At 30.8% G+C, this 23,992-nt stretch carries 19 protein-coding genes and 25 tRNA genes (1 of these 44 only partly in view); 2 read left to right on the top strand and 42 right to left on the bottom strand.

What is annotated here, in order from left to right:
• The 33 genes from CNEONATNEC86_RS02360 to CNEONATNEC86_RS02200 form a co-directional block, all read right to left on the bottom strand.
• Positions 1–1,147: the 5' portion of a M13-type metalloendopeptidase gene (locus CNEONATNEC86_RS02360; RefSeq protein WP_058293372.1), read on the bottom strand. Its footprint begins 884 nt before the window's first position; the window shows 1,147 of its 2,031 coding nt (coding positions 1–1,147); the start codon lies at positions 1,145–1,147; its stop codon lies off the left edge, out of view.
• Positions 1,148–1,353: 206 nt separating this feature from the next.
• Positions 1,354–1,427, bottom strand: a tRNA-Gly gene (locus tag CNEONATNEC86_RS02355).
• Between the two features lie 24 nt (positions 1,428–1,451).
• Positions 1,452–1,526, bottom strand: a tRNA-Gly gene (locus tag CNEONATNEC86_RS02350).
• 6 nt (positions 1,527–1,532) lie between these two features.
• Positions 1,533–1,608, bottom strand: a tRNA-Lys gene (locus CNEONATNEC86_RS02345).
• Between the two features lie 149 nt (positions 1,609–1,757).
• Positions 1,758–1,832 (bottom strand) — tRNA-Gln (locus CNEONATNEC86_RS02340).
• Between the two features lie 6 nt (positions 1,833–1,838).
• Positions 1,839–1,914, bottom strand: a tRNA-His gene (locus CNEONATNEC86_RS02335).
• Between the two features lie 6 nt (positions 1,915–1,920).
• A tRNA-Arg gene (locus CNEONATNEC86_RS02330) sits at positions 1,921–1,997 on the bottom strand.
• Between the two features lie 493 nt (positions 1,998–2,490).
• The gene (locus CNEONATNEC86_RS02325) at positions 2,491–3,255 is read right to left on the bottom strand and encodes an EFR1 family ferrodoxin (RefSeq protein WP_058293373.1); all 765 of its coding nucleotides are present in this window, start codon (positions 3,253–3,255) and stop codon (positions 2,491–2,493) included.
• Positions 3,252–3,842 carry a TetR/AcrR family transcriptional regulator gene (locus CNEONATNEC86_RS02320; RefSeq protein WP_058293374.1) on the bottom strand — a complete coding sequence of 197 codons (591 nt, stop codon included), beginning with the start codon at positions 3,840–3,842 and terminating at the stop codon, positions 3,252–3,254. The genes CNEONATNEC86_RS02325 and CNEONATNEC86_RS02320 overlap by 4 nt, the downstream gene beginning before the upstream one ends.
• A gap of 21 nt (positions 3,843–3,863) precedes the next feature.
• Entirely contained in the window at positions 3,864–4,625 is a 762-nt protein-coding gene (locus CNEONATNEC86_RS02315; protein ID WP_159135463.1) for an SDR family NAD(P)-dependent oxidoreductase, read from the bottom strand.
• 488 nt (positions 4,626–5,113) lie between these two features.
• A tRNA-Arg gene (locus tag CNEONATNEC86_RS02310) sits at positions 5,114–5,190 on the bottom strand.
• Between the two features lie 62 nt (positions 5,191–5,252).
• Positions 5,253–5,326 (bottom strand) — tRNA-Gly (locus CNEONATNEC86_RS02305).
• A gap of 27 nt (positions 5,327–5,353) precedes the next feature.
• Positions 5,354–5,428 (bottom strand) — tRNA-Gly (locus CNEONATNEC86_RS02300).
• Positions 5,429–5,432: 4 nt separating this feature from the next.
• Positions 5,433–5,516, bottom strand: a tRNA-Leu gene (locus CNEONATNEC86_RS02295).
• A 6-nt stretch (positions 5,517–5,522) separates the two neighbouring features.
• Positions 5,523–5,598 (bottom strand) — tRNA-Lys (locus CNEONATNEC86_RS02290).
• 6 nt (positions 5,599–5,604) lie between these two features.
• A tRNA-Gln gene (locus CNEONATNEC86_RS02285) sits at positions 5,605–5,679 on the bottom strand.
• Positions 5,680–5,700: 21 nt separating this feature from the next.
• Positions 5,701–5,776, bottom strand: a tRNA-Lys gene (locus CNEONATNEC86_RS02280).
• Between the two features lie 5 nt (positions 5,777–5,781).
• Positions 5,782–5,855 (bottom strand) — tRNA-Gly (locus tag CNEONATNEC86_RS02275).
• Between the two features lie 31 nt (positions 5,856–5,886).
• Positions 5,887–5,961, bottom strand: a tRNA-Gly gene (locus CNEONATNEC86_RS02270).
• Positions 5,962–5,967: 6 nt separating this feature from the next.
• Positions 5,968–6,051: transfer RNA gene (locus CNEONATNEC86_RS02265), tRNA-Leu, on the bottom strand.
• A 6-nt stretch (positions 6,052–6,057) separates the two neighbouring features.
• Positions 6,058–6,133, bottom strand: a tRNA-Lys gene (locus tag CNEONATNEC86_RS02260).
• A 6-nt stretch (positions 6,134–6,139) separates the two neighbouring features.
• Positions 6,140–6,214 (bottom strand) — tRNA-Gln (locus CNEONATNEC86_RS02255).
• Positions 6,215–6,220: 6 nt separating this feature from the next.
• Positions 6,221–6,296, bottom strand: a tRNA-His gene (locus CNEONATNEC86_RS02250).
• Positions 6,297–6,302: 6 nt separating this feature from the next.
• Positions 6,303–6,379, bottom strand: a tRNA-Arg gene (locus tag CNEONATNEC86_RS02245).
• A 26-nt stretch (positions 6,380–6,405) separates the two neighbouring features.
• A tRNA-Gly gene (locus CNEONATNEC86_RS02240) sits at positions 6,406–6,479 on the bottom strand.
• Positions 6,480–6,508: 29 nt separating this feature from the next.
• A tRNA-Pro gene (locus tag CNEONATNEC86_RS02235) sits at positions 6,509–6,584 on the bottom strand.
• 3 nt (positions 6,585–6,587) lie between these two features.
• Positions 6,588–6,664, bottom strand: a tRNA-Arg gene (locus CNEONATNEC86_RS02230).
• A gap of 134 nt (positions 6,665–6,798) precedes the next feature.
• Positions 6,799–6,872 (bottom strand) — tRNA-Gly (locus tag CNEONATNEC86_RS02225).
• A 31-nt stretch (positions 6,873–6,903) separates the two neighbouring features.
• Positions 6,904–6,979 (bottom strand) — tRNA-Pro (locus CNEONATNEC86_RS02220).
• A gap of 312 nt (positions 6,980–7,291) precedes the next feature.
• Positions 7,292–7,765, bottom strand: a complete 474-nt coding sequence (locus CNEONATNEC86_RS02215; protein ID WP_058293388.1) for a metallophosphoesterase — start codon at positions 7,763–7,765, stop codon at positions 7,292–7,294.
• A 45-nt stretch (positions 7,766–7,810) separates the two neighbouring features.
• Positions 7,811–8,422 (bottom strand): XTP/dITP diphosphatase, encoded by a 612-nt coding sequence (locus CNEONATNEC86_RS02210; protein ID WP_058293389.1) that lies wholly within the window; start codon positions 8,420–8,422, stop codon positions 7,811–7,813.
• On the bottom strand, positions 8,422–9,171 hold the full coding sequence (gene rph, locus CNEONATNEC86_RS02205) for a ribonuclease PH (protein WP_058293390.1): 750 nt from the start codon (positions 9,169–9,171) through the stop codon (positions 8,422–8,424). The genes CNEONATNEC86_RS02210 and rph overlap by 1 nt, the downstream gene beginning before the upstream one ends.
• A gap of 4 nt (positions 9,172–9,175) precedes the next feature.
• Positions 9,176–10,156 carry an AIR synthase family protein gene (locus CNEONATNEC86_RS02200; RefSeq protein ID WP_058293636.1) on the bottom strand — a complete coding sequence of 327 codons (981 nt, stop codon included), beginning with the start codon at positions 10,154–10,156 and terminating at the stop codon, positions 9,176–9,178.
• A gap of 97 nt (positions 10,157–10,253) precedes the next feature.
• On the opposite strand from CNEONATNEC86_RS02200, the gene CNEONATNEC86_RS02195 reads away from it, so the two are divergent.
• Positions 10,254–11,933 carry a hypothetical protein gene (locus tag CNEONATNEC86_RS02195; RefSeq protein WP_125149572.1) on the top strand — a complete coding sequence of 560 codons (1,680 nt, stop codon included), beginning with the start codon at positions 10,254–10,256 and terminating at the stop codon, positions 11,931–11,933.
• Positions 11,934–12,030: 97 nt separating this feature from the next.
• On the opposite strand, the gene CNEONATNEC86_RS02190 is transcribed toward CNEONATNEC86_RS02195, so the two are convergent.
• A complete protein-coding gene (locus tag CNEONATNEC86_RS02190; RefSeq protein ID WP_058293392.1) occupies positions 12,031–13,509 on the bottom strand; it encodes an ABC transporter substrate-binding protein in 1,479 nt (492 codons plus the stop codon).
• A gap of 162 nt (positions 13,510–13,671) precedes the next feature.
• Between CNEONATNEC86_RS02190 and CNEONATNEC86_RS02185 the strand changes: the two genes are divergently transcribed.
• Positions 13,672–13,977, top strand: coding sequence for a hypothetical protein (locus tag CNEONATNEC86_RS02185; protein ID WP_058293393.1), 306 nt, complete (start codon positions 13,672–13,674; stop codon positions 13,975–13,977).
• A 73-nt stretch (positions 13,978–14,050) separates the two neighbouring features.
• Here the strand turns inward: CNEONATNEC86_RS02185 and CNEONATNEC86_RS02180 are convergent, their stop codons facing one another.
• The 8 genes from CNEONATNEC86_RS02180 to CNEONATNEC86_RS02145 all read right to left on the bottom strand — a co-directional run bounded on the left by CNEONATNEC86_RS02180 (position 14,051) and on the right by CNEONATNEC86_RS02145 (position 23,904).
• The gene (locus tag CNEONATNEC86_RS02180) at positions 14,051–14,326 is read right to left on the bottom strand and encodes a CD3324 family protein (RefSeq protein WP_058293394.1); all 276 of its coding nucleotides are present in this window, start codon (positions 14,324–14,326) and stop codon (positions 14,051–14,053) included.
• 288 nt (positions 14,327–14,614) lie between these two features.
• Complete coding sequence (gene gatB / locus CNEONATNEC86_RS02175) at positions 14,615–16,045, bottom strand: Asp-tRNA(Asn)/Glu-tRNA(Gln) amidotransferase subunit GatB (RefSeq protein WP_058293395.1); 1,431 nt, start codon at positions 16,043–16,045, stop codon at positions 14,615–14,617.
• Positions 16,046–16,063: 18 nt separating this feature from the next.
• Positions 16,064–17,521: an Asp-tRNA(Asn)/Glu-tRNA(Gln) amidotransferase subunit GatA gene (gatA, locus tag CNEONATNEC86_RS02170; protein WP_058293396.1), complete on the bottom strand. Its 1,458-nt coding sequence runs from the start codon at positions 17,519–17,521 to the stop codon at positions 16,064–16,066.
• A 22-nt stretch (positions 17,522–17,543) separates the two neighbouring features.
• The gene (gatC, locus tag CNEONATNEC86_RS02165; RefSeq protein ID WP_058293397.1) at positions 17,544–17,834 is read right to left on the bottom strand and encodes an Asp-tRNA(Asn)/Glu-tRNA(Gln) amidotransferase subunit GatC; all 291 of its coding nucleotides are present in this window, start codon (positions 17,832–17,834) and stop codon (positions 17,544–17,546) included.
• Positions 17,835–18,029: 195 nt separating this feature from the next.
• A complete protein-coding gene (locus CNEONATNEC86_RS02160; protein WP_058293398.1) occupies positions 18,030–18,302 on the bottom strand; it encodes a hypothetical protein in 273 nt (90 codons plus the stop codon).
• A 5-nt stretch (positions 18,303–18,307) separates the two neighbouring features.
• Positions 18,308–20,299: an NAD-dependent DNA ligase LigA gene (ligA, locus tag CNEONATNEC86_RS02155; protein ID WP_058293399.1), complete on the bottom strand. Its 1,992-nt coding sequence runs from the start codon at positions 20,297–20,299 to the stop codon at positions 18,308–18,310.
• 30 nt (positions 20,300–20,329) lie between these two features.
• Positions 20,330–22,606: a DNA helicase PcrA gene (pcrA, locus tag CNEONATNEC86_RS02150; RefSeq protein WP_058293637.1), complete on the bottom strand. Its 2,277-nt coding sequence runs from the start codon at positions 22,604–22,606 to the stop codon at positions 20,330–20,332.
• Positions 22,607–23,187: 581 nt separating this feature from the next.
• Positions 23,188–23,904, bottom strand: a complete 717-nt coding sequence (locus CNEONATNEC86_RS02145) for a pseudouridine synthase (RefSeq protein WP_058293400.1) — start codon at positions 23,902–23,904, stop codon at positions 23,188–23,190.
• Positions 23,905–23,992 lie beyond the last annotated feature (88 nt).

Here is a 23,992-nt window from a genome sequence, read left to right as displayed (position 1 = left end):
CATCTTTTTTACATTCATAATCAAATTTCTTATCAATGTATAATCTACTTACTACATCTTCTAATTGACACATAGTAAATCTAACTGCATTATTTTCATTTAAATCTACGACTCCAACTCCATACAAGGTTCTCTTTAAGTCTGAGCTTGCTTTTCTGAAATCTTCTGTTAATGAATTATCAGTTCTTAACAATATACTTGTTCTAAAGTATATTTTCATATTATCTAGACTTTCTTCTTTAACCAGATTGTTTACTGATTTTAAATTTTTAGGATTCTCCACTATAATTTTCTTTGCTTTATTTACTTTATATTCTTTAAGTAATTTATTAAATTCCAGATTAGGATACTCCTCATTTAATTGCTTTAATGTATATACATTATAACTTTTTTCAATTCTATCTTCTTCTAAGGCTTCTTCTTCCTTAGTAGGAATTTCATTAGCTATCTTTTTTTCAATTTCATAAAATATTTTTGCATTATTAAATGCAGTCATTTTATCTAATCCAGATAAAACATTTAACTTAGTTATATAATCTATATAGCTATATTTAATATCATCGCTTTTATAATAATGCGAATTTCCTAGACCTATTTTACTATTTCCTATATATAGTATATTTTTATTACTATCTTTACAGTCTGTTCCAACGCCTAAATTAACTAGAAATTGAAAGTATGAAAAATCTTTATCTCTAATGATTTTTCTTAAATCATTTTCCGTTTTTATATTATCGATTCTATTAATATATTTTTCTATAGGTTTTATTCCCAAATCATTTCTCATATTCATATTAAAATAGTTATCATATAATGTTATTATTCTTATCTCATCACTATTTGGATCATACTTATCTATATTTTCTTTTATATCTCTAATAATTTCTTTTACATCACATGTAACTTTGTTTGAGACCTCCTGAAATGTACCGTAGCTGACACACCCATCTCCAAGTTTATTCTTAGAAATCCATTCTTTATTTATAGCTTCATAAAAATCATCTTCTAATCTAACTTCATTTGATTTATTTTGTTCATCTGCGTATGCTACAGTGTTTCTATATAATTTAAAGTTTGGTGCAAATAAAACATTAGGAGAAAGAATTAATAATAAAACCATAACTATAAATCTAAATTTTTTAAACATACTAACTTCCTCCTCAGTTTCTTAATAAAATAATCTATAACTATTATTCAATTTTTACTCTAATAAAATACATAAATTCTGCTAGTTTATTTTAGTAAAATATGCTATATAGATATTTTACTAATCCGATTTTCTATTAAATTCAAAAATAAGCATATAATATATTTGAATATAAAAAAAGAACAGTTCAAGAAAGAACTGTTCTTTGGAGCGGGTAGTGGGAATCGAACCCACCTTGCCAGCTTGGAAGGCTGGAGTATTACCGATATACGATACCCGCATATTTATTGTATGTAATTTTTAATGGAGCGCGAGACGGGACTCGAACCCGCAACTTCCACCTTGGCAAGGTGGCACTCTACCATTGAGTCACTCACGCATTATTTGGTGGCTCACCCGGGAATCGAACCCGGGACACCATGATTAAAAGTCATGTGCTCTACCGACTGAGCTAGTGAACCAAATTTTGTTCGTTTACTGCTCTCAATTACTTCGTCAACTGCATAATTTATTCATTCGCGTATAAACATACTGCTCATTTCATAAATCATTTGTTTCCTCGCACTTGAAATCATTAAACTTTACAAGTGTTGTTTATTTATTAAAATAATGGCTGGGATGGCAGGATTCGAACCTACGCATAATGGAGTCAAAGTCCATTGCCTTACCGCTTGGCGACATCCCAATTTTATGGGGTGAACGATGGGACTCGAACCCACGACAACCAGTGCCACAAACTGGCGCTCTACCAACTGAACTACGTTCACCATCAATGGTGCGTTTTAAGGGATTCGAACCCCTGACCCACGCCTTAGAAGGGCGTTGCTCTATCCAGCTGAGCTAAAAACGCATATTTAATATTTTTTTTATTTGTAAGATTTGTTCCTCACAACGAATGTTATTGTATCTTATTTATTCTTTTTTGTCAAAGCTTTTTTCATATTTTTTTATTTTTTTATTTTATATGCACTTTTACTCCCACTTAAATATGCTATTTCTATTTAAATTAATAAATTGATTTAATTTTTTCTAAAACTTCATATTTTAAAAGTTATGAAACTTTAGTTCGATGATTTGTTTTATAATAAAATAAGACTCCAGATATTATTACAAATAATACAATCTTAAGTCTTATAGATTAATCCTTTTTTATTTAAATTTGTTCATCTTTGATGATTGCAGAACAATTGGTTTTGGTGCTCTTGATATGGTATCACTTCCTTAAACTAGTTAAAAAATACTACTAATTATTTATCAAACGTACAATATTGATTTGTCATCTTATATGATACACATTTAAAATCTACAGTTTCTAAAAATATAAAATTATTATGATATTTTTCTTACACTTTTGTATTGGGATTCTTATATTGTCCATGCTTTTTCGTATTTTTTCCATACTGAATTGCAAACTTAGGACAGCGATGCAGACAGCCAAGGCACATTACGCATTTATCCTTCACCCAAACCGGTTTTCCATCTTTAATTTCAATAGCATTGACAGGACATTTTTTTTCGCACAATCTACATCCAATACAGCTATCTTCTACAGTGAAATTTTTAGTTTTTCTCATATTGTCATAGTATGGCTTATAGAAAGGTGCTGTAAATCTTGGAATCTTATTTTTCATAAAATCACCAGAAGATTTATTTTGTATATTTGCAATTATTTCATCTATCTGTGGCTCAGCCTTTCTATTTATTTCTGATACTTTTTCTTTATTAGATAAATTAAATATAGGAGTCCATGTATCTGGCATTTTCACACTAAAATAAGCATCAAATTCTCTTCCTATACTTTTAAATAGATTTTTATTAGCAAAGTAACCATTATTGCCTGGTGTTGTTCCATAAGTTGCTATATAGTACATATAGCATTTCTTATTTTCTGTAAGAGAAACATTCTTTAAAAAATCAATAATTACAGAAGGACACCCCCAAGCATATGTTGGCGAAACAATCCCCACAGTTTCATTTGCCTTTATTGATAAATAATATTTATCATCCTTTATCACATCTAAGATAGACACACACTCCTCATTTGTTACTTTTGCAATTCTCTCTGCGACATATTTAGAATTTCCTGTTGCGGAAAAATATAAAATCATAACAACTTTCCTTTCTTTTCTAATGATACTAATAGGTAGTCAATACTTATTTGCGCTTCTTCTTTGGAAATTAAATCTTTCCTTAAAAAACAAAATTCTAAAATCATTTGCAAGGTATTGCTATAATGCATAACTATCAATTCAAATGGAACGCTCTGGTTATTAATATTCTCACAAGAAGATACTATTTCTTTTATTTTTAAAAGCATAAAGCGTTTTAAAGATTCTGCCATTGCTCCATCTATTTCATTATTAGACATGATACGATCTACAGTATCTTTTTTCTTTTCAAAAAAGGTATATAATCTCTCAAATAATACTTGTGTACGCTCCTCTGGTGTAATACTCTTATAATCCTGAATTTTAATTTCCTTGCTCATATTCTCCCAGCAGTAATCAAGCAAATCATATATATCTTGAAAGTAGTTATAAAATGTGGCTCTTGGATAATTACATGCATTACATAATTCATTTACAGTAATATCTTCAAATTTTTTCTTCTCTACTAGAGAAAATAATGTCTCCGAAAAATCCTTCAATGTTCTCTCTGCAAAACGATTTGTCTTCTTAGTTAAATCATATTTCATAACTGCTATATCTTAACCTTTCTAAAAAAATTTCTTTGTTATCTTTACCATAAATGCAGAAGGTATTATCTTGCTACATATTCTATAAAATTTATAAAAACCTCCTGGTGTATAAACAGCCTTTCCCTTCTCCGCTTTTTCCAATGCTCTTTCTGTAACTACCTTCATATCCAAAAATGGAAGCATATTTATTTGGGGGCTATGTTTTATACTCCCCCTTGGATTCATTTCAGTATCCATATTGCCTGGACATAGAGTCAATATATTAATACCTTCTTTTTGCAGTTCTTCTCTTAGAGCCTTTCCAAGATAATAAGTATATTCTTTACTTGCACTATATACGGCCTGATTTGGTATTGGCGAAAAACAAGAAATTGAACCAGTAATAATTCCAAAGCTTCCTTTTTTCATATAAGGTAGACAAAGTCTGTTTATTGCTGTTATTCCTTTTATATTAACATTGATAATTGAAATAATATCTGACATATCCATATCCTTGAAATATCCTATTCTTTCATACCCTGCGTTATTAATCAATATCTGTATCTCTGGCTTTTCTTTTTGTAAAATCTGCTCCAATTCAGTATAGGATTTATCTTTTCCTAAATCTATTGACACTGGTCTTATATTTACATCCTTATATTTATCTGCAATTTGTACTAATATTTCTTTTCGTCTTGCAATAACCCATATTTCCTGTAAATCTTTATATTTATTGATAAGTGTTTTAATAAATTCTAGCCCTAAGCCTGAAGATGCTCCTGTAACTATTGCAATTCTCATATGTTTTCTCCATTTCTATTGTAAATTATTATACATATGTCTAACTTAATTTCATTATAAGAATCTAAATAAATAAAAGCAATTTACAATATTTTTCTACAGCCTATATTTAGACACTATCTTTAAATTGTCTAAATAAGATATTTATAAATTCTATATATAAAAACTCCATTTCAGCATTTTATATAATTTCTTTCACGCCTTATGTTCTATGATATCCTCCCCTAAAAAAATACATCTTCCCCCACCTATACTACATATAGTTAAATACAAAAAATCTAAACCATAAATCAATGTAATTTTTCTTGATAAATGATTTAGATATAATATTTAATTTGTTAATTTTTAGATAGCTCTATAGTTACTTGTTCCTGCTACTATTGGATTCTTTTAAACTAAGTTCTTTATACCTTAACAAAGTCTATTGGCTGTAGTATAAAAAAATACCGAGACTCTACTTTTTGTAAAGCCTCGGTATTTCTACGTTTTGGTACACCTAACAAGATTCGAACTTGCGACGCTTGGATTCGAAGTCCAACGCTCTATCCAACTGAGCTATAGGTGCATATCTTAATATTTTCTTCTGTTTTTATATAAAAATAAAAACAACTGATTTCAGTTGTTTTTTGGAGCGGGTAGTGGGAATCGAACCCACCTTGCCAGCTTGGAAGGCTGGAGTATTACCGATATACGATACCCGCATATTATTGTACATAATTTTTAATTAGTGGAGCGCGAGACGGGACTCGAACCCGCAACTTCCACCTTGGCAAGGTGGCACTCTACCATTGAGTCACTCACGCAACTTGGTGCAGATGAAGGGAGTCGAACCCCCACGCCGTAGGCGCTAGATCCTAAGTCTAGTGCGTCTGCCAATTCCGCCACATCTGCATATATTGGTGGCTCACCCGGGAATCGAACCCGGGACACCATGATTAAAAGTCATGTGCTCTACCGACTGAGCTAGTGAACCGTAAAATGGCTGGGATGGCAGGATTCGAACCTACGCATAATGGAGTCAAAGTCCATTGCCTTACCGCTTGGCGACATCCCACTATACAATGAACCTTGTATATGGTGCGAGATCAGGGGTTCGAACCCTGGACACCCTGATTAAGAGTCAGGTGCTCTACCAACTGAGCTAATCCCGCATAATTGGAGCGGGTAGTGGGAATCGAACCCACCTTGCCAGCTTGGAAGGCTGGAGTATTACCGATATACGATACCCGCATATTGCATTGTCCATAATTTTGTTTAAAAATGGAGCGCGAGACGGGACTCGAACCCGCAACTTCCACCTTGGCAAGGTGGCACTCTACCATTGAGTCACTCACGCATTATTTGGTGCAGATGAAGGGAGTCGAACCCCCACGCCGTAGGCGCTAGATCCTAAGTCTAGTGCGTCTGCCAATTCCGCCACATCTGCATATATTGGTGGCTCACCCGGGAATCGAACCCGGGACACCATGATTAAAAGTCATGTGCTCTACCGACTGAGCTAGTGAACCGTAAAATGGCTGGGATGGCAGGATTCGAACCTACGCATAATGGAGTCAAAGTCCATTGCCTTACCGCTTGGCGACATCCCAATTTTATGGGGTGAACGATGGGACTCGAACCCACGACAACCAGTGCCACAAACTGGCGCTCTACCAACTGAACTACGTTCACCATCAATGGTGCGTTTTAAGGGATTCGAACCCCTGACCCACGCCTTAGAAGGGCGTTGCTCTATCCAGCTGAGCTAAAAACGCATATTTTACAAACTTAATCGTTTGTATGGAGCGGGTAGTGGGAATCGAACCCACCTTGCCAGCTTGGAAGGCTGGAGTATTACCGATATACGATACCCGCATATTGAATTTTAATTATTTATTAAATAGTGGTCGGGGTGACAGGGATCGAACCTGCGACCTCATGGTCCCAAACCACGCGCGCTCCCATCTGCGCCACACCCCGAAATGGTGCGTTTTAAGGGATTCGAACCCCTGACCCACGCCTTAGAAGGGCGTTGCTCTATCCAGCTGAGCTAAAAACGCATATTCAGACTCTAATAATTATAGAACATATTCTGATTTTTGTCAACTTTACTTCCACCAGAACGTATTCTATTTTAATATCTTAATAGATATTTGTCAAGATTTTTTTCAAATTCATTTGATAAAATCTTTATTGGAGCGGGTAGTGGGAATCGAACCCACCTTGCCAGCTTGGAAGGCTGGAGTATTACCGATATACGATACCCGCATACTGAACTTTAATCATTTATTATGATTATTGGTCGGGGTGACAGGGATCGAACCTGCGACCTCATGGTCCCAAACCACGCGCGCTCCCATCTGCGCCACACCCCGCTGTTTTTTTACATACCGTTCAGCGACAATGATTATTCTACAATATCACGTTCAATTCGTCAATACCTTTTTTAAATAAATTTATTAAAATGCTTCTTTTTATATTTTAAATATGCTTAATAAATTATTTATTCATAGTTTATAACACTCTAAATACATATACATAAATTTTGAGATTATTATACTATACTTCTTATTATCTAAATAACAATCAACTAGTATAATAACCTCTTTTTTCATATCTTATACTATATATTTTATGTAATTACACTACACATACATTTCTCTGTACATAATACACTCTATTTATTGCTATTCAATTTCTTTTAAATAGACTTCTATCTCTCCATTATTTATGTTTATAAATCCAACACTTCTTTTTGATAGTCTTGGTAACGATGTACTACCAGGATTCATAAGAATAAGTTCATCTGTTCTTTCTATCACAGCTTGATGTGTATGTCCAAACAAGACAATATCTGCTCCTATTTCTCTCCCTTTATAATATATATTATTTAGCCCCATTTTAACCCCATAAAGGTCTCCATGTGTCATAAATATTTTCTTACCTTCAACATCTATAAGTCTATCCTTTGGATATTTTCTAGAGAAATCACAATTCCCTGCAACTATGTAAACATCGCCTTTAAATTCTCTTTCTAACTCTTCTGCATCCTCTACGTTATCACCAAGATGAATAAGTATATCAGCATCTTTTATTAACATCTTAACAGATTTAACATACGCATCACTTCTATGTGTATCACTTACAACAGCTATTAGCACATATATCTCCTCCTACAAACTAGTTATATATAATCAAATTTCAAATTATATTAAATCAATTAAAGTATCTTTTAATTTAATAAGAGCAATACCTCTATGACTTATTTTATTTTTTTCTTCAGCTTCAAGCTCTCCAAAGGTCTTATTGAAAGGTTCATAGAAAAATAGTGGGTCATATCCAAATCCACCTTTTCCCTGTATACTTTCAATTATAAATCCTCGCACTTCACCCCTAACAGTATAATATTCTCCTTTATCAGTAAATAGAGATAGCTGACACACAAACTGAGCTCCTCTTTTTTCTTTAGGAACACCTTCTAAGTTTTCTAATAATTTTTCATTATTTTTATCATCATTTCCGTGTTCACCGGAATATCTTGCTGAATATATTCCTGGCTCTCCATTTAAATAATCAACTTCTAAACCTGAATCATCTGCCAGAACTATAAAATCTTTTTTCCCTTTAGATAATAAAAACTCATATATTTCTTTAGCTTTTTTCTTAGCATTTTCTTCAAAAGTCTTCCCATCTTCAACTACATCAATATCAATTCCTTCATCTTTTAAAGACTTTACTTCTATAGGTAGTCCTTCTAATATTTCTTTAATTTCTTTTACCTTTTTTGCATTATTGCTTGCTAATATTAATTTTTTCATTAATTGCTTCCTCCAGTTCCTATCCAAAGCGCATCCATCTTAAGCGCATCCTTTTGGGCTTGAATCATTTGCTTTATTCCCTTTTCCGCAAGATCTATTAATTCATTTAGCTCTGTTCTTGTATAAGGAGCTTCTTCACCAGTCCCTTGAACTTCTATGAATTCCCCTTCATCTGTCATTACTACATTCATATCAACTTTTGCTTCCGAATCTTCTACATAGCATAAATCTAGCAGCTTCTCATTATTTAATATTCCAACACTAGTTGCAGCTACAAAGTTTCTGATTGGATACACTTTAAAAGGCTTAGACTTATGCATCTTATTAACAGCATCAACAAGTGCTATAAATGCTCCTGAAATAGATGTTGTTCTAGTTCCACCATCAGCTTGAATAACATCGCAATCTATCCACAAAGTTTTTTCTCCAAGAGCTTTTAAATCAACTACTGCTCTTAATGCTCTTCCTATTAATCTCTGTATCTCCATAGTTCTTCCATCTATTTTTAATCTAGCGATATCTCTTATTTTTCTAACTTCTGTGGATCTAGGTAGCATATTATATTCCGCTGCAATCCATCCCTCACCCTTACCTTTTAAAAATGGTGGAACCTTCTCTTCAATTGAAACATTACATAGTACTTTTGTATCTCCTACCTCAATAAGAACAGATCCTTCTGCATATTTAGTATAATTTCTAATTATTTTTGTATGTCTAATTTGGTCATTCTTTCTTCCATCAACTCTCAAAATGTCACTCTCCTATATTAAATAATTCATCTCTTTTAGGTGGATCCACCTTAATTTTTTTGCCATCTTCTATTAAAAAACCATCTTTTTCGGTTATCTTGCCTATTATAGTAGCTTTTATGTTATAACCTTCAAGTTCTTTAACTAATTCTTTTCCTTTATTTGTAGTAATCATCATACTGCCAGATGATATTAATCTAAGATAATCTATATTAAATTCTTTACAAATCTTTTTTGTAATATCTAGTACTGGCACCTTGTCTTTATATATTTCAAATCCTTTATTAGCAGCAGCAGATACTTCAAATATAGCCCCTAGAAGTCCACCTTCTGTTATATCATGCATTGAATGTGCACCTAATTTTCCTGCTATTCTGCCTTCCTTTAAGACACTCAATTCATCTATTAATGATTTTCCAATATCTATTTCTTCTTTTGATAAAATCCTATTTAATCTCTCTTCATGATCATTAATTAAAATGCAAGTTCCTTCGAGTCCCATGGTTTTTGTTACTACTATATCATCTCCAACCATCGCACCTGCAGTCCTAACTGATTTTCCCCTTGGATTTTTTCCTATCACAGTAACTGAAATAATCATTTTATTAACTGCACTGGTAACCTCCGTATGACCACCTATAATCTCAACATTTATTTTTTCTGCTTCTTCATTAATTTCTTTCATAACATCATTGATTTCATCTAAGCTTGATGTAGTAGGTGCTAAAATAGTAACTAAAATTCCTATTGGTTCTCCACCTGCTGAAGCTATATCATTACAATTTATATGAACAGCAAGCTTCCCCACGTTCTTATCTGCACCTGTAATTGGATCTGTAGAGAATATTGCTTCACTTTCTCCAAAATCAATTATAGAACAATCTTCACCAACATCATTTCTAACAATAACCTCATCTCTTTTTATTGATTTATTATTAAAAATAATGTTCTTCAGATCATCAAAGTTTAATTTTCCTTCCTTAATCATTAAAAATCTCCCCTTTTAGTTGTTTTTTATGCACCTTTTCACTACTAAATTCATATTAATGAATAAGATTAGAATTTTATGAGAGGTGTATACATTGAGATATATAGGACCATTTTTCAGGATGAATAGTCTTTCCCAAAAAGAAATTAGTGGTCAACTTTTTTACTTATCAAAAGAATCAGTTAAAACTTTAGTACTAAATTCAAAATGTGGACTTATAATTCCTCCAGTAAGGACTTCAAAAAAGTCTTCTATAAATGATATTAGCACACTAAATAATTTTTCACCACTATTATGCTTATATAGAAAAGCTTCTCCTATGTTCATCCATAATAAAACAAGTCATGGGTTTGATGAGTCAACTTTTAAGAAAGAGATATCACCTACTACTAATGCCCTTATGACATTATGCCTTCTTGAGTTAAGTAAATACTACTCGCATTTTACTGAGGGTAATAGAAATATCAATTCTCTTGAAAATGCATATAAATATTTAGCTAAAGAGCAGCTCCAATTTTATTCAGAGCATTTAAGAAATGCAGAAGGTCTATTTGTTCCCAAGAAAAATATATCTGATGGTAATTCAAAAGGATATGAATTAGTAGATAAAGATAATAAATTCAAGTTTTCAGATCAAGCATTTATGATGGATGCATATTTATTATATTCAATATACAACCCTTCTGATGATGCCTGCGAAGATTACAAAATCTTTTCATATGAAATTTTGCAAGTGTTTAAGGAGTATAAGGATTCTCTTTATGATTTATCATTTACAGAAAGCATAGAAATATTCTTAGCACTTAATGTTTTCTACAAATATTCAAATTCATTAATAGCTAGAGAACTTATTCTTGACTTAGGTGATTATTTAGTCAATAAATTTCAAGAAAAAGATTACTATATAGATTCCCTAGACGATTGCGCTTTATTCGCTATATGTTTAATGGAAGCTTATAAACATACAGATATTATTTCCTTCAAAGAGACTGCTAAGGAAATAAACGAAAAACTTCTCAGCTTATATGATAATGATAAAAATATCTTTTTAAAGATATCTGATAAAAAAGATATTAAGTATTCATGTACAGAAATAAATTTCTATCTAATTTCATTAATTTTGTACTCTGAAGAAACTGATAAAACAAATGATTTAAAGCCTATTGTATCAGGAATATTTAAAAGATTTTATGTAAATGGAGGTCTATTATCCAGCTGGCCTGAAGCACCTACTTTAGATGAAGTAGAAAGATATAAAAGATTAAGTCTTCGTGTTGATGATATGATGGATGAAAGTTATTTTAGAATGTCGGTACTTCCAACTCCTAAGAGTACAGGATTAGCACCTATATTTGTAAAAAATCTAGAATATTCTAAAAAGAAAGATAATCTAAGCAAAGGTAGAATTACATTTGATAGCAATAAAAATATGACTAATTTCTTTTTAATAATATATCTTTTTAGAAACTCTGTTGAGGATACTATGGAATTAAATCTTCCGCTTGAAAAGCAAGAAGCTTTAAACAATTCACTTAGAAAATCATCATCTTCAGAATCTAAAAACGCTAACTTAGATAACAATGAACCTTCAGATATAGAATCAGAAATTTCTGAAATAAAATCCAATGACTCAGTTATTGATACTACATCAGAATTAGAAAATATAAGCAATAATTCAGAGCCTCAAATAACTTTAAATGGTCTCTCTGAAAATAAAGCTTCCAGTAGCGAACACCCTAATTTATCTAAGAATAAAAAATCAAAGAAAAGATAAATTAAATCACTATAATTGCAGGGATATATCAAATTTAATGGCATTTCTGATATATCCCCTTTATTTATGTTTAAAATATGCAATGATTAATCTTTTTTTATTTTATACTACTAAAATTAATATTTCCATTACCATCTATCTTGAGTGTAGAAATCTCATCTGAAAATCCTATATTCTCATTATAAAACGCTAATGGTAATATACTATAATCACTAAATAATGTTTCCTCTAATAAATTATAATTTCCATTCGCTTTATTAAATAAATCTTTTTCGCTATCACTCATATAATTAGAAAATCCATTAAATAACCTTTGTTTGTTATTAGAATCTGCCTCAGAATTTATCAATACCATATCATATCTGTTTCTTAATTCTTCATCATTTATTTCATCTTTAACAAAACTATATCTTATAGTAATATGAGTATTATCTTTAAACCATTGTTCAATTGCTCTACATAAGTTTCTGTTTTCAGTATTATCTTCAGCCAGTATAGTTAATATTTGAGGCTCACTCCATTCCTCTTTCTTATTCAAATTTACTTTTCTTTGTTGTATATTTGTTAGATTGTTCTTGTCTTCTCTAAAATAACTACATTCAGCTAATTCAAATTCTTTATTATCATCGCCATAAAATCTACTTAAAGCTTCACATATATTGTTATATATATCTCTTCTCCCTGCTAATGGGATATCGCCATTCTTATCACTTATATAAACATACGTAGATTTATTTATTGGTAATGTTATTAGTTTTTTTTCTTCTGCTAACTTGCTTAGCTCACTTTCTGGAGGATCAATAATTATATCTCTTTGTTTTATTTCAAATGCAGCCATTGATAATTCAGTATTTTCATCTTTTACTATATTTATAATCTCTTTATTTTCTGAATCTTTCTTTACGCTGACCAGTTTCATATTTTGATTATCTGCACTCTCTATTTTGTAATCTCCGCTATAAACTAAATCATTATAGTTTTTATTCATGTCTCCCCACATTAATATATTCTTTCTCAATCTATATTGAGGCTTTGTTAATTCATTTATAAAATCCTTATTTGGCTTGTTTAACCTCATAACAACTTTTCCATCATTATTTGTTATAGCAACTCCAGTCATAAATGTGACCTTGCCATCTTTAAACTGTTTAGCCCCATATACGTCAAGTAACGCTTGTATATTATTCTCATCTTCTTCTTTTATTAATTCCTTAAAGAAGGTTACAATATCATCACAAGTTATTTTGCTTCCGTCACTCCAATATATATCATCTCTTATCTTAAATTCATATTGTATTCCATCAGAGCTTTGTGTTATTTCACTACATAATACAGATATAATTTTATCATTTTCATCCTTCTCTATTAGCCCTTTACTTAATGCACAAAGAATATCTTTATCTCTAATTGATAGATTCGTTACAGTTCTTAAATTCTCTGGTATATTTTGTACGCCATAAGTAAATGCATTTACAGAGTCATCACTAACCGTTTTATCATCATCTTTATATACAAATCCTAAACAAAATGATACAAATATTAGTGTTATAGACATAAGAATAAAATATTTTTTCAAATTTTATTCCTCCCTTTTACATTACTTTAAGATATTTATTATAACTTTTATTTCAAACTAAACTATATTACGTAGTATTTCCATTTTTTAGCTCTAATAAACAGTTATATTTTTTTTATTATTGTGATATAATTTTAATATCTTATTTGGGAGGTTTTTCAAATGGAATATTTATTTGGAGCATTTGCAATAGTTTCTATAGTATTTATGTGTGTATTTATGTTTTTGGGAATATGGCTTTTTGTTGTAGCATTAAAAGCTTTCCGTCATCAACGTTATCACAATTACATATTAGAAAAAATATATCAAAAAATATCAAAAATATCTGACAGTTTAAGTGATGACAATAATAAAAATGATTATTCATATTTAATTGGTGAAGAAGATTTTGACATTTCCGATGATAAAAATGATTCTAAGATCGATAATGTGACTGACTTTAATAAACAAGAAAAATTCACAAAATAATAAAACTGCTTATGACTATAAATTACTATTTTACAGTCATAAGCAGTTTTTAAATAATATGCCTCATTTACCTTTATTCATTTTTACTTTTTTGTAAGACAATTCTTTGAATACTCTTCTCTGATAAAAAATATTTTTCTGCAAGAATTTTTATCTTTACTCCAGTTTTATATTCTTCATATATCATAGAATTTCTTTTTTCTATTTCTTTTCTATAGTCAGTATTCTCTCCCCAACTCTTTTTATTGTCTTCTTTTCTTGGAATATAAATGTACTCTCCATCAACATAATTTTGAATCAATTCTAAAATTTCATCTGGCAATACATCTACAGCCTTTACATAGCTCACTACTTGCTCTCCTCCTAAATATAATTTCTTTCTTTAATTAGGATGAGCAAAGGCTATTTTTATCTGTTATTAAACGCAATAGCCTCTGCTATGCATTTATAGATGGTGTTGTCATGAAAAACTCCCCCTTTTTATAATTTTCATTTTTCATGTTAATTATTATAACACTACTTAAAAACTATTTTATCATAAAGCATCATTTTTCTTACTATTATTTCCAAAATAATTTTGAATAAAAAGGCAGCAAATAATCTTATAAACTATCTGCTGCCATTTCTAAAAAGTGTCTTATCTCTTTTTAACTTCTTGTTCTACTAACTTATTAACAATTCCTGGGTTTGCTTGACCTTTAGCCATTTTCATAACTTGACCTACAGCAAATCCAAGTATTCTATCTTTTCCAGCCTTAAATTGTTCAATAACTTGTGGATTTTCATCTAAAACTTTATTAACCATTTCAAGGATAGCACCTTCATCATTGTTTACTTTTAATCCTTTTTCGTCGATTATAGTTTTAGGTGATTTTCCACTTTCAAACATATCTTCTAATACTTGCTTACCTATTGCTGAAGATATTGTACCATCTTTAATAACTTCTATTAATTCTGCTACATCATTTGGAGTGAATTTAAGTTCTTCAATCCAAATACTTTCTGCCTTCATAAGCCTTGATATATCACCCATTATCCAGTTAGATGCTGCCTTTGGATCTCTTGATAATTTAGCTGCTTCATCAAAGAAATCTGCCATAGATGTTGTTAACGTTAATACATGAGCATCATACTTAGGTAATCCATATTCTTTAATAAATCTAGCTTGTTTTTCATGTGGTAATTCAGGTATAGTCTTTCCTATTTCTTCAATCCATTCATCAGAAATATTAAGAGTAACTAAATCTCCCTCTGGGAAGTATCTATAGTCATTAGCTTCTTCCTTACTTCTCATAACTACAGTTAAATTATTTGCTTCATCCCATCTTCTTGTTTCAACAAACATTTCTTCGTTATTCTTAACTGCTTCAACTTGTCTGTCAAATTCATAATTCAATACTTTTTCAACAGATTTAAATGAGTTTATATTCTTGATTTCTGTTCTTACGCCTAACTTCTCATCGCCTTTTTCTCTTACTGAAATGTTAACATCACATCTTAAAGAACCTTCTTCCATCTTACAGTCAGATATTCCTGCTGCCGAAAGTATACTCTTTATCTTTGTTAGGTATAATGTAACTTCTTCTGTAGTTCTCAAATCTGGTTTTGTTACAATTTCAATAAGAGGTACTCCTGCTCTATTAAAGTCGATTAGCGCCCCTCTCTTAGTATGTAATAACTTACCAGCATCATCTTCTATATGAATTCTTTCGATTCCAATTCTCTTAATTTCTCCGCTTTCAAGTTCAATATCCACATATCCATTTCTGCAAAGTGGTAATTCATCTTGAGTTATTTGATAGTTTCTAGGACAGTCTGGGTAGAAATAATTCTTTCTATCCATTCTTCCTACTTTAGTTATTTCGCAATTTAAAGCTATACCTGCTTTAATTCCTAATTCAACAACCTGTTTATTTAGTTGTGGAAGTGAACCTGGAAGACCTAGACATACTGGACAAACATGAGTGTTTGCCTTTCCACCGAATTCAATAGCACAACCACAATACATTTTTGTTTTAGTTGAAAGTTCTACGTGTGTTTCTAATCCAATGACTGATTCAAATTCCATTACTCTCACTCCTTCTTCCTATAAATTTGGATGCATTTCATGCCAATTAGTTGATTGTTCATAGCTATAAGCTAAGTTAAATAATGTATCTTCTTTGAAGTAGTTACCCATGATTTGCATACCTACAGGAAGACCATTTGATAATCCGCATGGAAGTGAAATTGCTGGAATACCTGCTATGTTTACAGGTACAGTATAAATATCACCTAAATACATTTCTAATGCATTAGCTGTTTTTTCTCCAATTTTATAAGCTGGAGTTGGTGCAGTTGGTGATATAATTGCATCAAAATCTTTAAATATCTTATCAAAGTCACCTTTAATAAGATTTCTAACCTTTAATGCCTTTTTATAATATGCATCATAATATCCTGCTGATAAAGCATATGTACCAAGCATAATTCTCTTCTTAACTTCTTTTCCAAATCCTTCACTTCTTGATTTGAAATATAACTCAACTGCATCCTCTGGATTTTCTGTTCTATGTCCGAATCTAACTCCATCAAATCTAGCTAAGTTTGAAGAAGCTTCAGCACAAGCTACTAAATAGTAAGCTGCAATAGCATAATCTGCAAGTGGAAGTGATACTTCCTTAACTTCTGCTCCATTAGCTTCAAATACTTTTAGAGCATCATATACAGCCTTTTTAACATCTTCATCTAATCCTTCTTTAAAGAATTCAGATGGTACTGCTATTTTCTTTCCTTTAATATCTGTATTTAAAGAATCTAAATAATTAGGTACATTTACATCTACACTTGTAAAATCTCTATTATCAACACCTGCAATTGCTTGAGTTAATAAAGCACAGTCTTTAACGTCTCTTCCAAGTGTACCAACTTGGTCTAATGTAGACCCATATGCTACAACACCATTTCTTGAAACCCTTCCGTATGTAGGCTTAAGTCCAACAATACCACAGAAAGAAGCTGGCTGTCTTACTGATCCACCTGTATCTGTTCCAAGCGCTATTGGAACCTCTTTTGAAGCTACAGCAGCTGCTGATCCACCTGATGATCCACCTGGAACTCTTTCTAAATCAAAAGGGTTCTTAGTTATCTTAAATGCTGAATTTTCAGTTGATGAACCCATTGCAAATTCATCCATATTTAATTTTCCTAAAATAATTCCGCCTTCTGCTTTTACTTTTTCAGAAACAGTTGCATCATATGGTGAAATATATCCTTCTAATATTTTAGAAGCACAAGTATTTTGCATACCCTTAACGCTTATATTATCTTTTATTCCTAGAGGAACTCCGCCTAATATTCCTAAATCTTCACCTTTAGATAACTTTTCATCTAAAGCTTTTGCTTCATTTAATGCTTCTTCTTTAGCTACATATAAAAATGCATCCACTTTAGAATCAACATTTTCAATTTTATCTAAATGAGCTTTTGTAATTTCTTCTACTGAAGCTTCTTTTTTTGCTATTATTTCTTTTAATTCATGAGCCTTGTAATTTGAAAACTCCATTGAATCTGCCTCCATTTCTACACTATTCTTTAATTATACTTGGAACAACAACATATTCTTCTAATGCATCTGGTGCATTTTTCACTACATCTTTAAGGTCTAGAGATGGTACAACAACATCTTCTCTAAATTTATTTTCGATATAAATTGGGTTTACTATTATATCTTCGTTTTCTGTATCTAATTCACCTAGTTTTTCTACATAAGCTAATATTTGATTTAAATCTTCTGCTAAACCTTCTTTTTCATTTTCATCAAAGCTTAATCTTGCAAGTTCAGCAACATATTCAACATCTTTTTTGCTAACAGCCATAATTAAAACCTCCTGTTTTTATAGTTAACAGTTGACATATAACAAGTTGACAGTTGGAAGATATAATTGCTTTTCTCCATTAATTGTCACTCGAACATTGTCAATTGTAAATTGATTTCATTCTAAATTAACATATTAAATTTTATCATAAATTTCGTTATTTTACTATTTAAGTATTGTGTACATTAATTTTTATTATTTTATCCAATTAAGTGCAAAATAAAGTAAACTTAATGATATTACAAAGCTAATTCCAGAATACAACATTCTTTTCTCTATAGATTTATCTAAGATAAATCTAAGACCAAGAGCTGCCATAGTAGCACTTACTCCGAATTGAAGAGGGACATATGAATTAAACATCTGACCTACATAATGAAATTGGTATGTTGTTAAAAATGTACATATTACTATTATGCTAGTTATTATAGTCAAAACATACACTAATGCCTCAACTAATCTTTTCATATACATCACCCTTTCAACATCTCTTCAAATTCTTCTTCTGAAAGCACTTTTATTCCAAGCTCTTGTGCCTTTGTAAGTTTGGATCCCGCTGCTTCTCCAGCTATTACATAATCTGTCTTCTTACTTACGCTTCCTGCTACCTTAGCTCCTAAACTTTCTAATTTTTCTTTTATTCCAGTTCTTGAGTAATTTTGAAGCGATCCTGTTGCAACCACTGTTTTCCCTTCAAAAGGACTTTGAATAACTTCTTTTTCTTCATACATAGGATTAACACCTAATGATAATAACTCATCAATTGTCTCTAATACTTTTTCTTCTTTAAAGAAAGCTAATACATCTTGTGCAACTATATCACCAACATCTTGAACACTAACAAGTTCATCAAACGTTGCTTTCTTAAGACCTTCTATTGATTTAAATTTATTTACCAAATCCTTAGCCGTTTTTGCACCTACATTAGGTATTCCTAAGGCATATATAAATGAATGTAATTGACAATTCTTACTCTTTTCTATGGCTTCTAAAAGATTTTGTGCCTTCTTTGGTCCAAATTTCTCCAAATCAACTAACTCTTCTTCTTTTAATTTATATAAATCAGATATTGATTTAATATTTAATTTTTCAAATAATTGTTCAGCAGTTCTCTCTGAGAATCCTGCTATATTCATAGCTTCTCTTCCTGCATAATGAACGATACTCTTAACCATTTGTGGTTTACAAGACAGAGTATTTTCACAGAAATAATGCGCTCCATTTAATACTAAGTGACTTCCACAGGCAGGACATGTTTCTGGTACTTTTATTTCTTCTGAGCCATCTAATGATTCTGGAACCACTCCCATGATTTCAGGAATAACATCATTACTTCTTCTTACAAATACATCAGCACCTATTCTTACACCTTTTCTTTGAATATCATCCATATTATTAAGAGTGGCCCTCTTAACAGTTACTCCAGCAAGCTCTACTGGTTCTAATATAGCTGTTGGTCCAACTCTTCCGCTTCTACCAACATTCCATTCAACATCTAAAAGCTTAGTTGTTGCTTCCTGAGCTTCAAATTTATAAGCAATGGCCCACTTAGGGAACTTAACCGTGTAACCAAGTAGTTCTCTGGTTCTAATATCATCAATAGCTATTACTAATCCATCAATATCATATCCTAATGTGAATCTTATTTCCTTTATATGTTCTATTTGTTTTTCTATTTCTTCTATTGTAGTACAAACTTCCATATAATCATCAACTGGAAGACCTTTTTCTTTTATGAATTTCATCATTTCTAAATAAGATTTAAATTGCTCGCCTTCCTTATAACCCACATCATAGAAAAATGCTGATAAATTTCTTCTTGCTGTTTCTTTAACATTAAGATTTCTAAGAGCTCCAGCAGCTCCATTTCTTAAGTTCTTTAATGGAATTTCTGAAGACTCATTATATTTATCAAATGCTTCTTGCGTCATGATTGCTTCACCATGAACTTCAAACACATCATCACTATCAATCTTAAGTGGAATTGATTTTATTGTTTTAACTTGAGCGGTTACATCTTCTCCAGTCTCACCAGTTCCTCTAGTTGCAGCTATAGAAAGAACTCCTTCTTCATTATAAGTAAGGTTAATTGTTAATCCATCGAACTTTTTAGTAAGAACATATTTTAAATCTGGAAGCTCTTCTCCTCTACTTCTCATTTCCTCTACAAATTTCACATTTCTATTGTGCCAATCTTTCAATGCTTGCACAGTTTGAGCTTTATCCATACTCCATAGTCTTGCCTTATGTGTATATTTGTTAAATCCACCTAAAACAACATCACCAACTCTTAACGTCGGAGAATAAGGAAGAACATATCCTGTTTCTTCCTCCAACTTTCTTAACTCATCATACTGTTTATCATACTCTTTATCTGTTACAGATGGGTTATCTAAAGAATAGTATTCATACGAATATCTATTCAGCTTTTCAACTAATTCTTCAATTCTTTTTTTACTATCCAAAATTACTATTCTCCTTTTAAAAATAGTTAGTTATACTGATTTCAGTTTAGCTAATGATAGCATTAAATTCTTTACTCCTTGCTTATCAAACGCTATTGTTAATTTCTTATCTCCACCATTCTCTTGAACCTGAACTATTGTTCCAACACCAAACTTCTCATGTATTACTTTTCTTCCAAGTGTAGCTTCACTTGCATTTAAATATTTCCCTGAAGATTGATTCATATTATTTGGAGTTATATCAAATCCGTTTCTGCTTAAAGATAACCCACTTTTAGCTACTTGATTATTACCTGTTAGATTATTTCTTAAACTATGTGGATTATTATAACTACTTGTATTAACAAAACTATCTCTACTCTTAATTTTTGCTTTATCATTTGCAACATACTCTTTAAGTTCTGGCTTTATTTCATTAATAAAATCTGATTGAGGATATGCAACAGTTCGACCAAATACTCTTCTTACTTCTGCTGACGTCATAAATAGTACTTCTTTTGCTCTTGTTATACCAACATAACAAAGTCTTCTCGACTCTTCCATCTCTGATTCTTTTTCAAACGACGCATTTCCCGGGAAAATACCATTTTCCATTCCAACCATAAATACAACTGGAAACTCAAGTCCCTTTGCACTATGAACGGTCATAAGTACTACACTATCATCTTCATCCTCAATTTTATCAGTATCCTGAACTAAAGATACCTTTTCTAAGTAAGCAGACAATGTTTTATCTTCACTGCTTTTTTCAAATTCAACAGCATCTGATACTAGTTCTTCTAAGTTGTCAATTCTGCTTTTATCTTCAATTTCCTTTGATTCTTTTAATTGCTTTAAATAACCAGTTTCTTCTAATATTGTTTTAATAAGTTCAGATACCGGTATAACCTCACTTAACTCCATGAATCTTTCCATTAATCCAACAAATGGTTCAATAGTAGATACATTTCTAGCTGTTAAAGTTGGAATAGTTCTTACTTCAGCTAAAGCATCCCACATATTTAATTCAAAATTTTCTGCAAAGTCCTGAACTTTATTTACTGTAGCATCTCCTATGCCTCTCTTAGGAACATTTATAATTCTTTTTATACTTATATCATCTTGAGGATTAATAATTACCTTTAAGTATGCAAGCATATCTTTTATTTCTTTTCTATCATAGAATCGTGTTCCACCAACTATCTTATATGGAATTCCTTTTCTTCTAAAGCTTTCTTCAAAGATTCTTGATTGAGCATTGGTTCTATAAAGAATTGCAAAATCATTATAATTCTTGCTTTCAGCTTCCTTTATCTTTGAAATCTGCATTCCTACAAAATCGCCTTCATCACTATCTGCATAAGCTCTATAAACTTTAATTTTACTTCCACCCTCTTGCTCAGTTCTTAAAACCTTGCTTTTTCTGTGAGAATTGTTAATTATAACTGTATTTGCAGCATCTAGTATATTACCTTTTGATCTATAATTTTGTTCAAGTTTAATAACTTTTGCACTTGGATAATCTTTTTCGAAACTTAAGATATTCTCAATGTCTGCTCCTCTCCACTGGTATATACATTGGTCGTCATCGCCCACAACGCATATATTCTTATATTTAGCTGCAAGTAATTTGACCAATTCATATTGAGCACCATTAGTATCTTGATACTCATCTACCATTATATATTTAAATTTATTTTGATAAAAATCCAGCACTTCAGGATTCTTTTTAAATAATTCTACAGTTTTAAAAATAAGATCATCAAAATCTAAAGCATTGTTTTCTTTAAGTCTCTTTTGATACATCTCATATGCATCAGCAATTTTCTTTTCCCTAAAATTGCTTTCATTTTCTAGCATAAAACTTCTGACATCTTGCATTCTATCTTTAGCCTTACCTATTTTACCCATTATTTCTTGCTCTGTTATATCTTTTTCATTAATATTAAGTGTCTTCATACACTCTTTAACTAATGTTTTCTGATCCGAGCTGTCATATATAGTAAAGCTGCTTTTATATCCTAATTTATCTATTTCTCTTCTTAATATTCTTACACAAGTTGAATGGAAAGTGGATATCCACATGTTTTCTGCTCTTTCACCAATAAGAGCTTTAACTCTATCCTTCATTTCTTTTGCTGCTTTATTGGTAAAAGTAATTGCTAATATGTTATAAGGCGGTATATCTAAATCATCTACCATATGAGCAATTCTATGTGTTAACACCCTTGTTTTTCCTGATCCTGCACCTGCTAAAATTAACACCTGCCCATCTATAGTCGTAGCCCCTTCATATTGTTCTTTATTAAGTAATTTTTTTAAGTCCATCATTACTTATTCCTCCTTTCCCAATCATTAAAATATTATACCATAAGTACAATAAATTGAAGACTATATAAGAAAATTTATGTTGTTTGTAATACTTTCTCCTAATTGCAAAATTAAATATATATTATCTAAATAAAAAAATTATTAATATACTCTATAATTAATCTTTCCCCAATAAACAAATTTTAATATTTATAATAAAAGATGCAAAAAATCTGAATTATAAATTTCATTAATATTAATAAATGAAATTTATAATTCAGATTTGCTATTTTTTTGTTAATCTAACTTTTATATAATATTTTATCTTAAATTTTTAGGCACAATTTTTTGTTATCGTATTCATATTTACAAGTAAACATTTTCAGTTTACAAAATAAAAAAAACGCAACCCTTGGGGCTAGGTTGCGCTTCAGCAATAAGCAATAAGCAATAAATAAAAAGGGGGCTATATATTCCTTTTATTTATCCTTGCATGATTATTATAGAGTATCTCTTAAATAAATGCAAGTAATTTATTTAAATTTATTAATTTTTTTATTATAAATGAATGATTTTATTGCAAAATGATTTAATATTCGTTAATAGCTTCTTAAAAGTGCTAATTCGTCATCTGTCAATTCTCTATATTCGCCTTCTTCTAATTCTGGATCTAAAATCAATCCTCCAAATTCCTCTCTTTTAAGATAAATCACTTTTTTCCCTACTGCTTCAAACATTCTTTTTACTTGATGATATTTTCCTTCTTGAATTGTAACTCTAACTTCTGATCCTTTTTCTGTAGCAGATATTATTTCAAGCTTTGCTTCTAAACATTTATATCCATCATCTAATGTTATTCCTTTTTTAAACGCTTCAATATCGCTCTCATCAACTTTTTTATCTATCTCAGCATAGTATATCTTATCTACATGATACTTAGGGGATATTAATCTATGATTAAGTTCTCCATCATTTGTAAGTAATAACAATCCTACTGTATCCTTATCTAACCTACCAACTGGAAATGGATCAAATACTTGATGATCTAGTTCAAGTAAATCAACAACTGTTTCATCTCTATTATCATGAGTTGCTGAAATAACACCATCTGGTTTATTCATCATTAAATATATGTATTTACGATATAATATTTCTTCGCCATTTACTTTTATAATAGAACTTTCAGGATCAACTAACATACCATTATCTTTAACTACAACTCCATCGACTTCTATTAATCCTTTTTTAGCAAAAGACTTCACATCTTTTCTACTTCCATATCCTAAATTAGAAATAATCTTATCTAATCTTTCCATAATATACACTCCAATCCACTATTTATTTACCAGCTCTAATTTATTTACTTCAAAATGATTTTACTTTCTAGATATAACTCTATTTATT

This window comes from Clostridium neonatale (genome assembly GCF_900465025.1).
GTDB classification, from domain to species: Bacteria; Bacillota; Clostridia; order Clostridiales; family Clostridiaceae; genus Clostridium; species Clostridium neonatale.
Note: the sequence above shows the minus strand (reverse complement) of the source record. Positions and strands in the feature narration are given on the sequence as shown.

Excerpts from the sequence above, each read along its gene's own strand:
- CNEONATNEC86_RS02320 (WP_058293374.1), bottom strand. The coding sequence starts at position 3,842 with ATGAAATATGATTTAACTAAGAAGACAAATCGTTTTGCAGAGAGAACA.
- CNEONATNEC86_RS02315 (WP_159135463.1), bottom strand. The coding sequence starts at position 4,625 with ATGAGAATTGCAATAGTTACAGGAGCATCTTCAGGCTTAGGGCTAGAA.
- pcrA (WP_058293637.1), bottom strand. The coding sequence starts at position 22,606 with ATGGACTTAAAAAAATTACTTAATAAAGAACAATATGAAGGGGCTACG.
- CNEONATNEC86_RS02185 (WP_058293393.1), top strand. The coding sequence starts at position 13,672 with ATGGAATATTTATTTGGAGCATTTGCAATAGTTTCTATAGTATTTATG.
- CNEONATNEC86_RS02160 (WP_058293398.1), bottom strand. The coding sequence starts at position 18,302 with ATGAAAAGATTAGTTGAGGCATTAGTGTATGTTTTGACTATAATAACT.
- CNEONATNEC86_RS02210 (WP_058293389.1), bottom strand. The coding sequence starts at position 8,422 with ATGAAAAAATTAATATTAGCAAGCAATAATGCAAAAAAGGTAAAAGAA.
- CNEONATNEC86_RS02325 (WP_058293373.1), bottom strand. The coding sequence starts at position 3,255 with ATGATTTTATATTTTTCCGCAACAGGAAATTCTAAATATGTCGCAGAG.
- CNEONATNEC86_RS02145 (WP_058293400.1), bottom strand. The coding sequence starts at position 23,904 with ATGGAAAGATTAGATAAGATTATTTCTAATTTAGGATATGGAAGTAGA.
- gatA (WP_058293396.1), bottom strand. The coding sequence starts at position 17,521 with ATGGAGTTTTCAAATTACAAGGCTCATGAATTAAAAGAAATAATAGCA.
- gatC (WP_058293397.1), bottom strand. The coding sequence starts at position 17,834 with ATGGCTGTTAGCAAAAAAGATGTTGAATATGTTGCTGAACTTGCAAGA.
- gatB (WP_058293395.1), bottom strand. The coding sequence starts at position 16,045 with ATGGAATTTGAATCAGTCATTGGATTAGAAACACACGTAGAACTTTCA.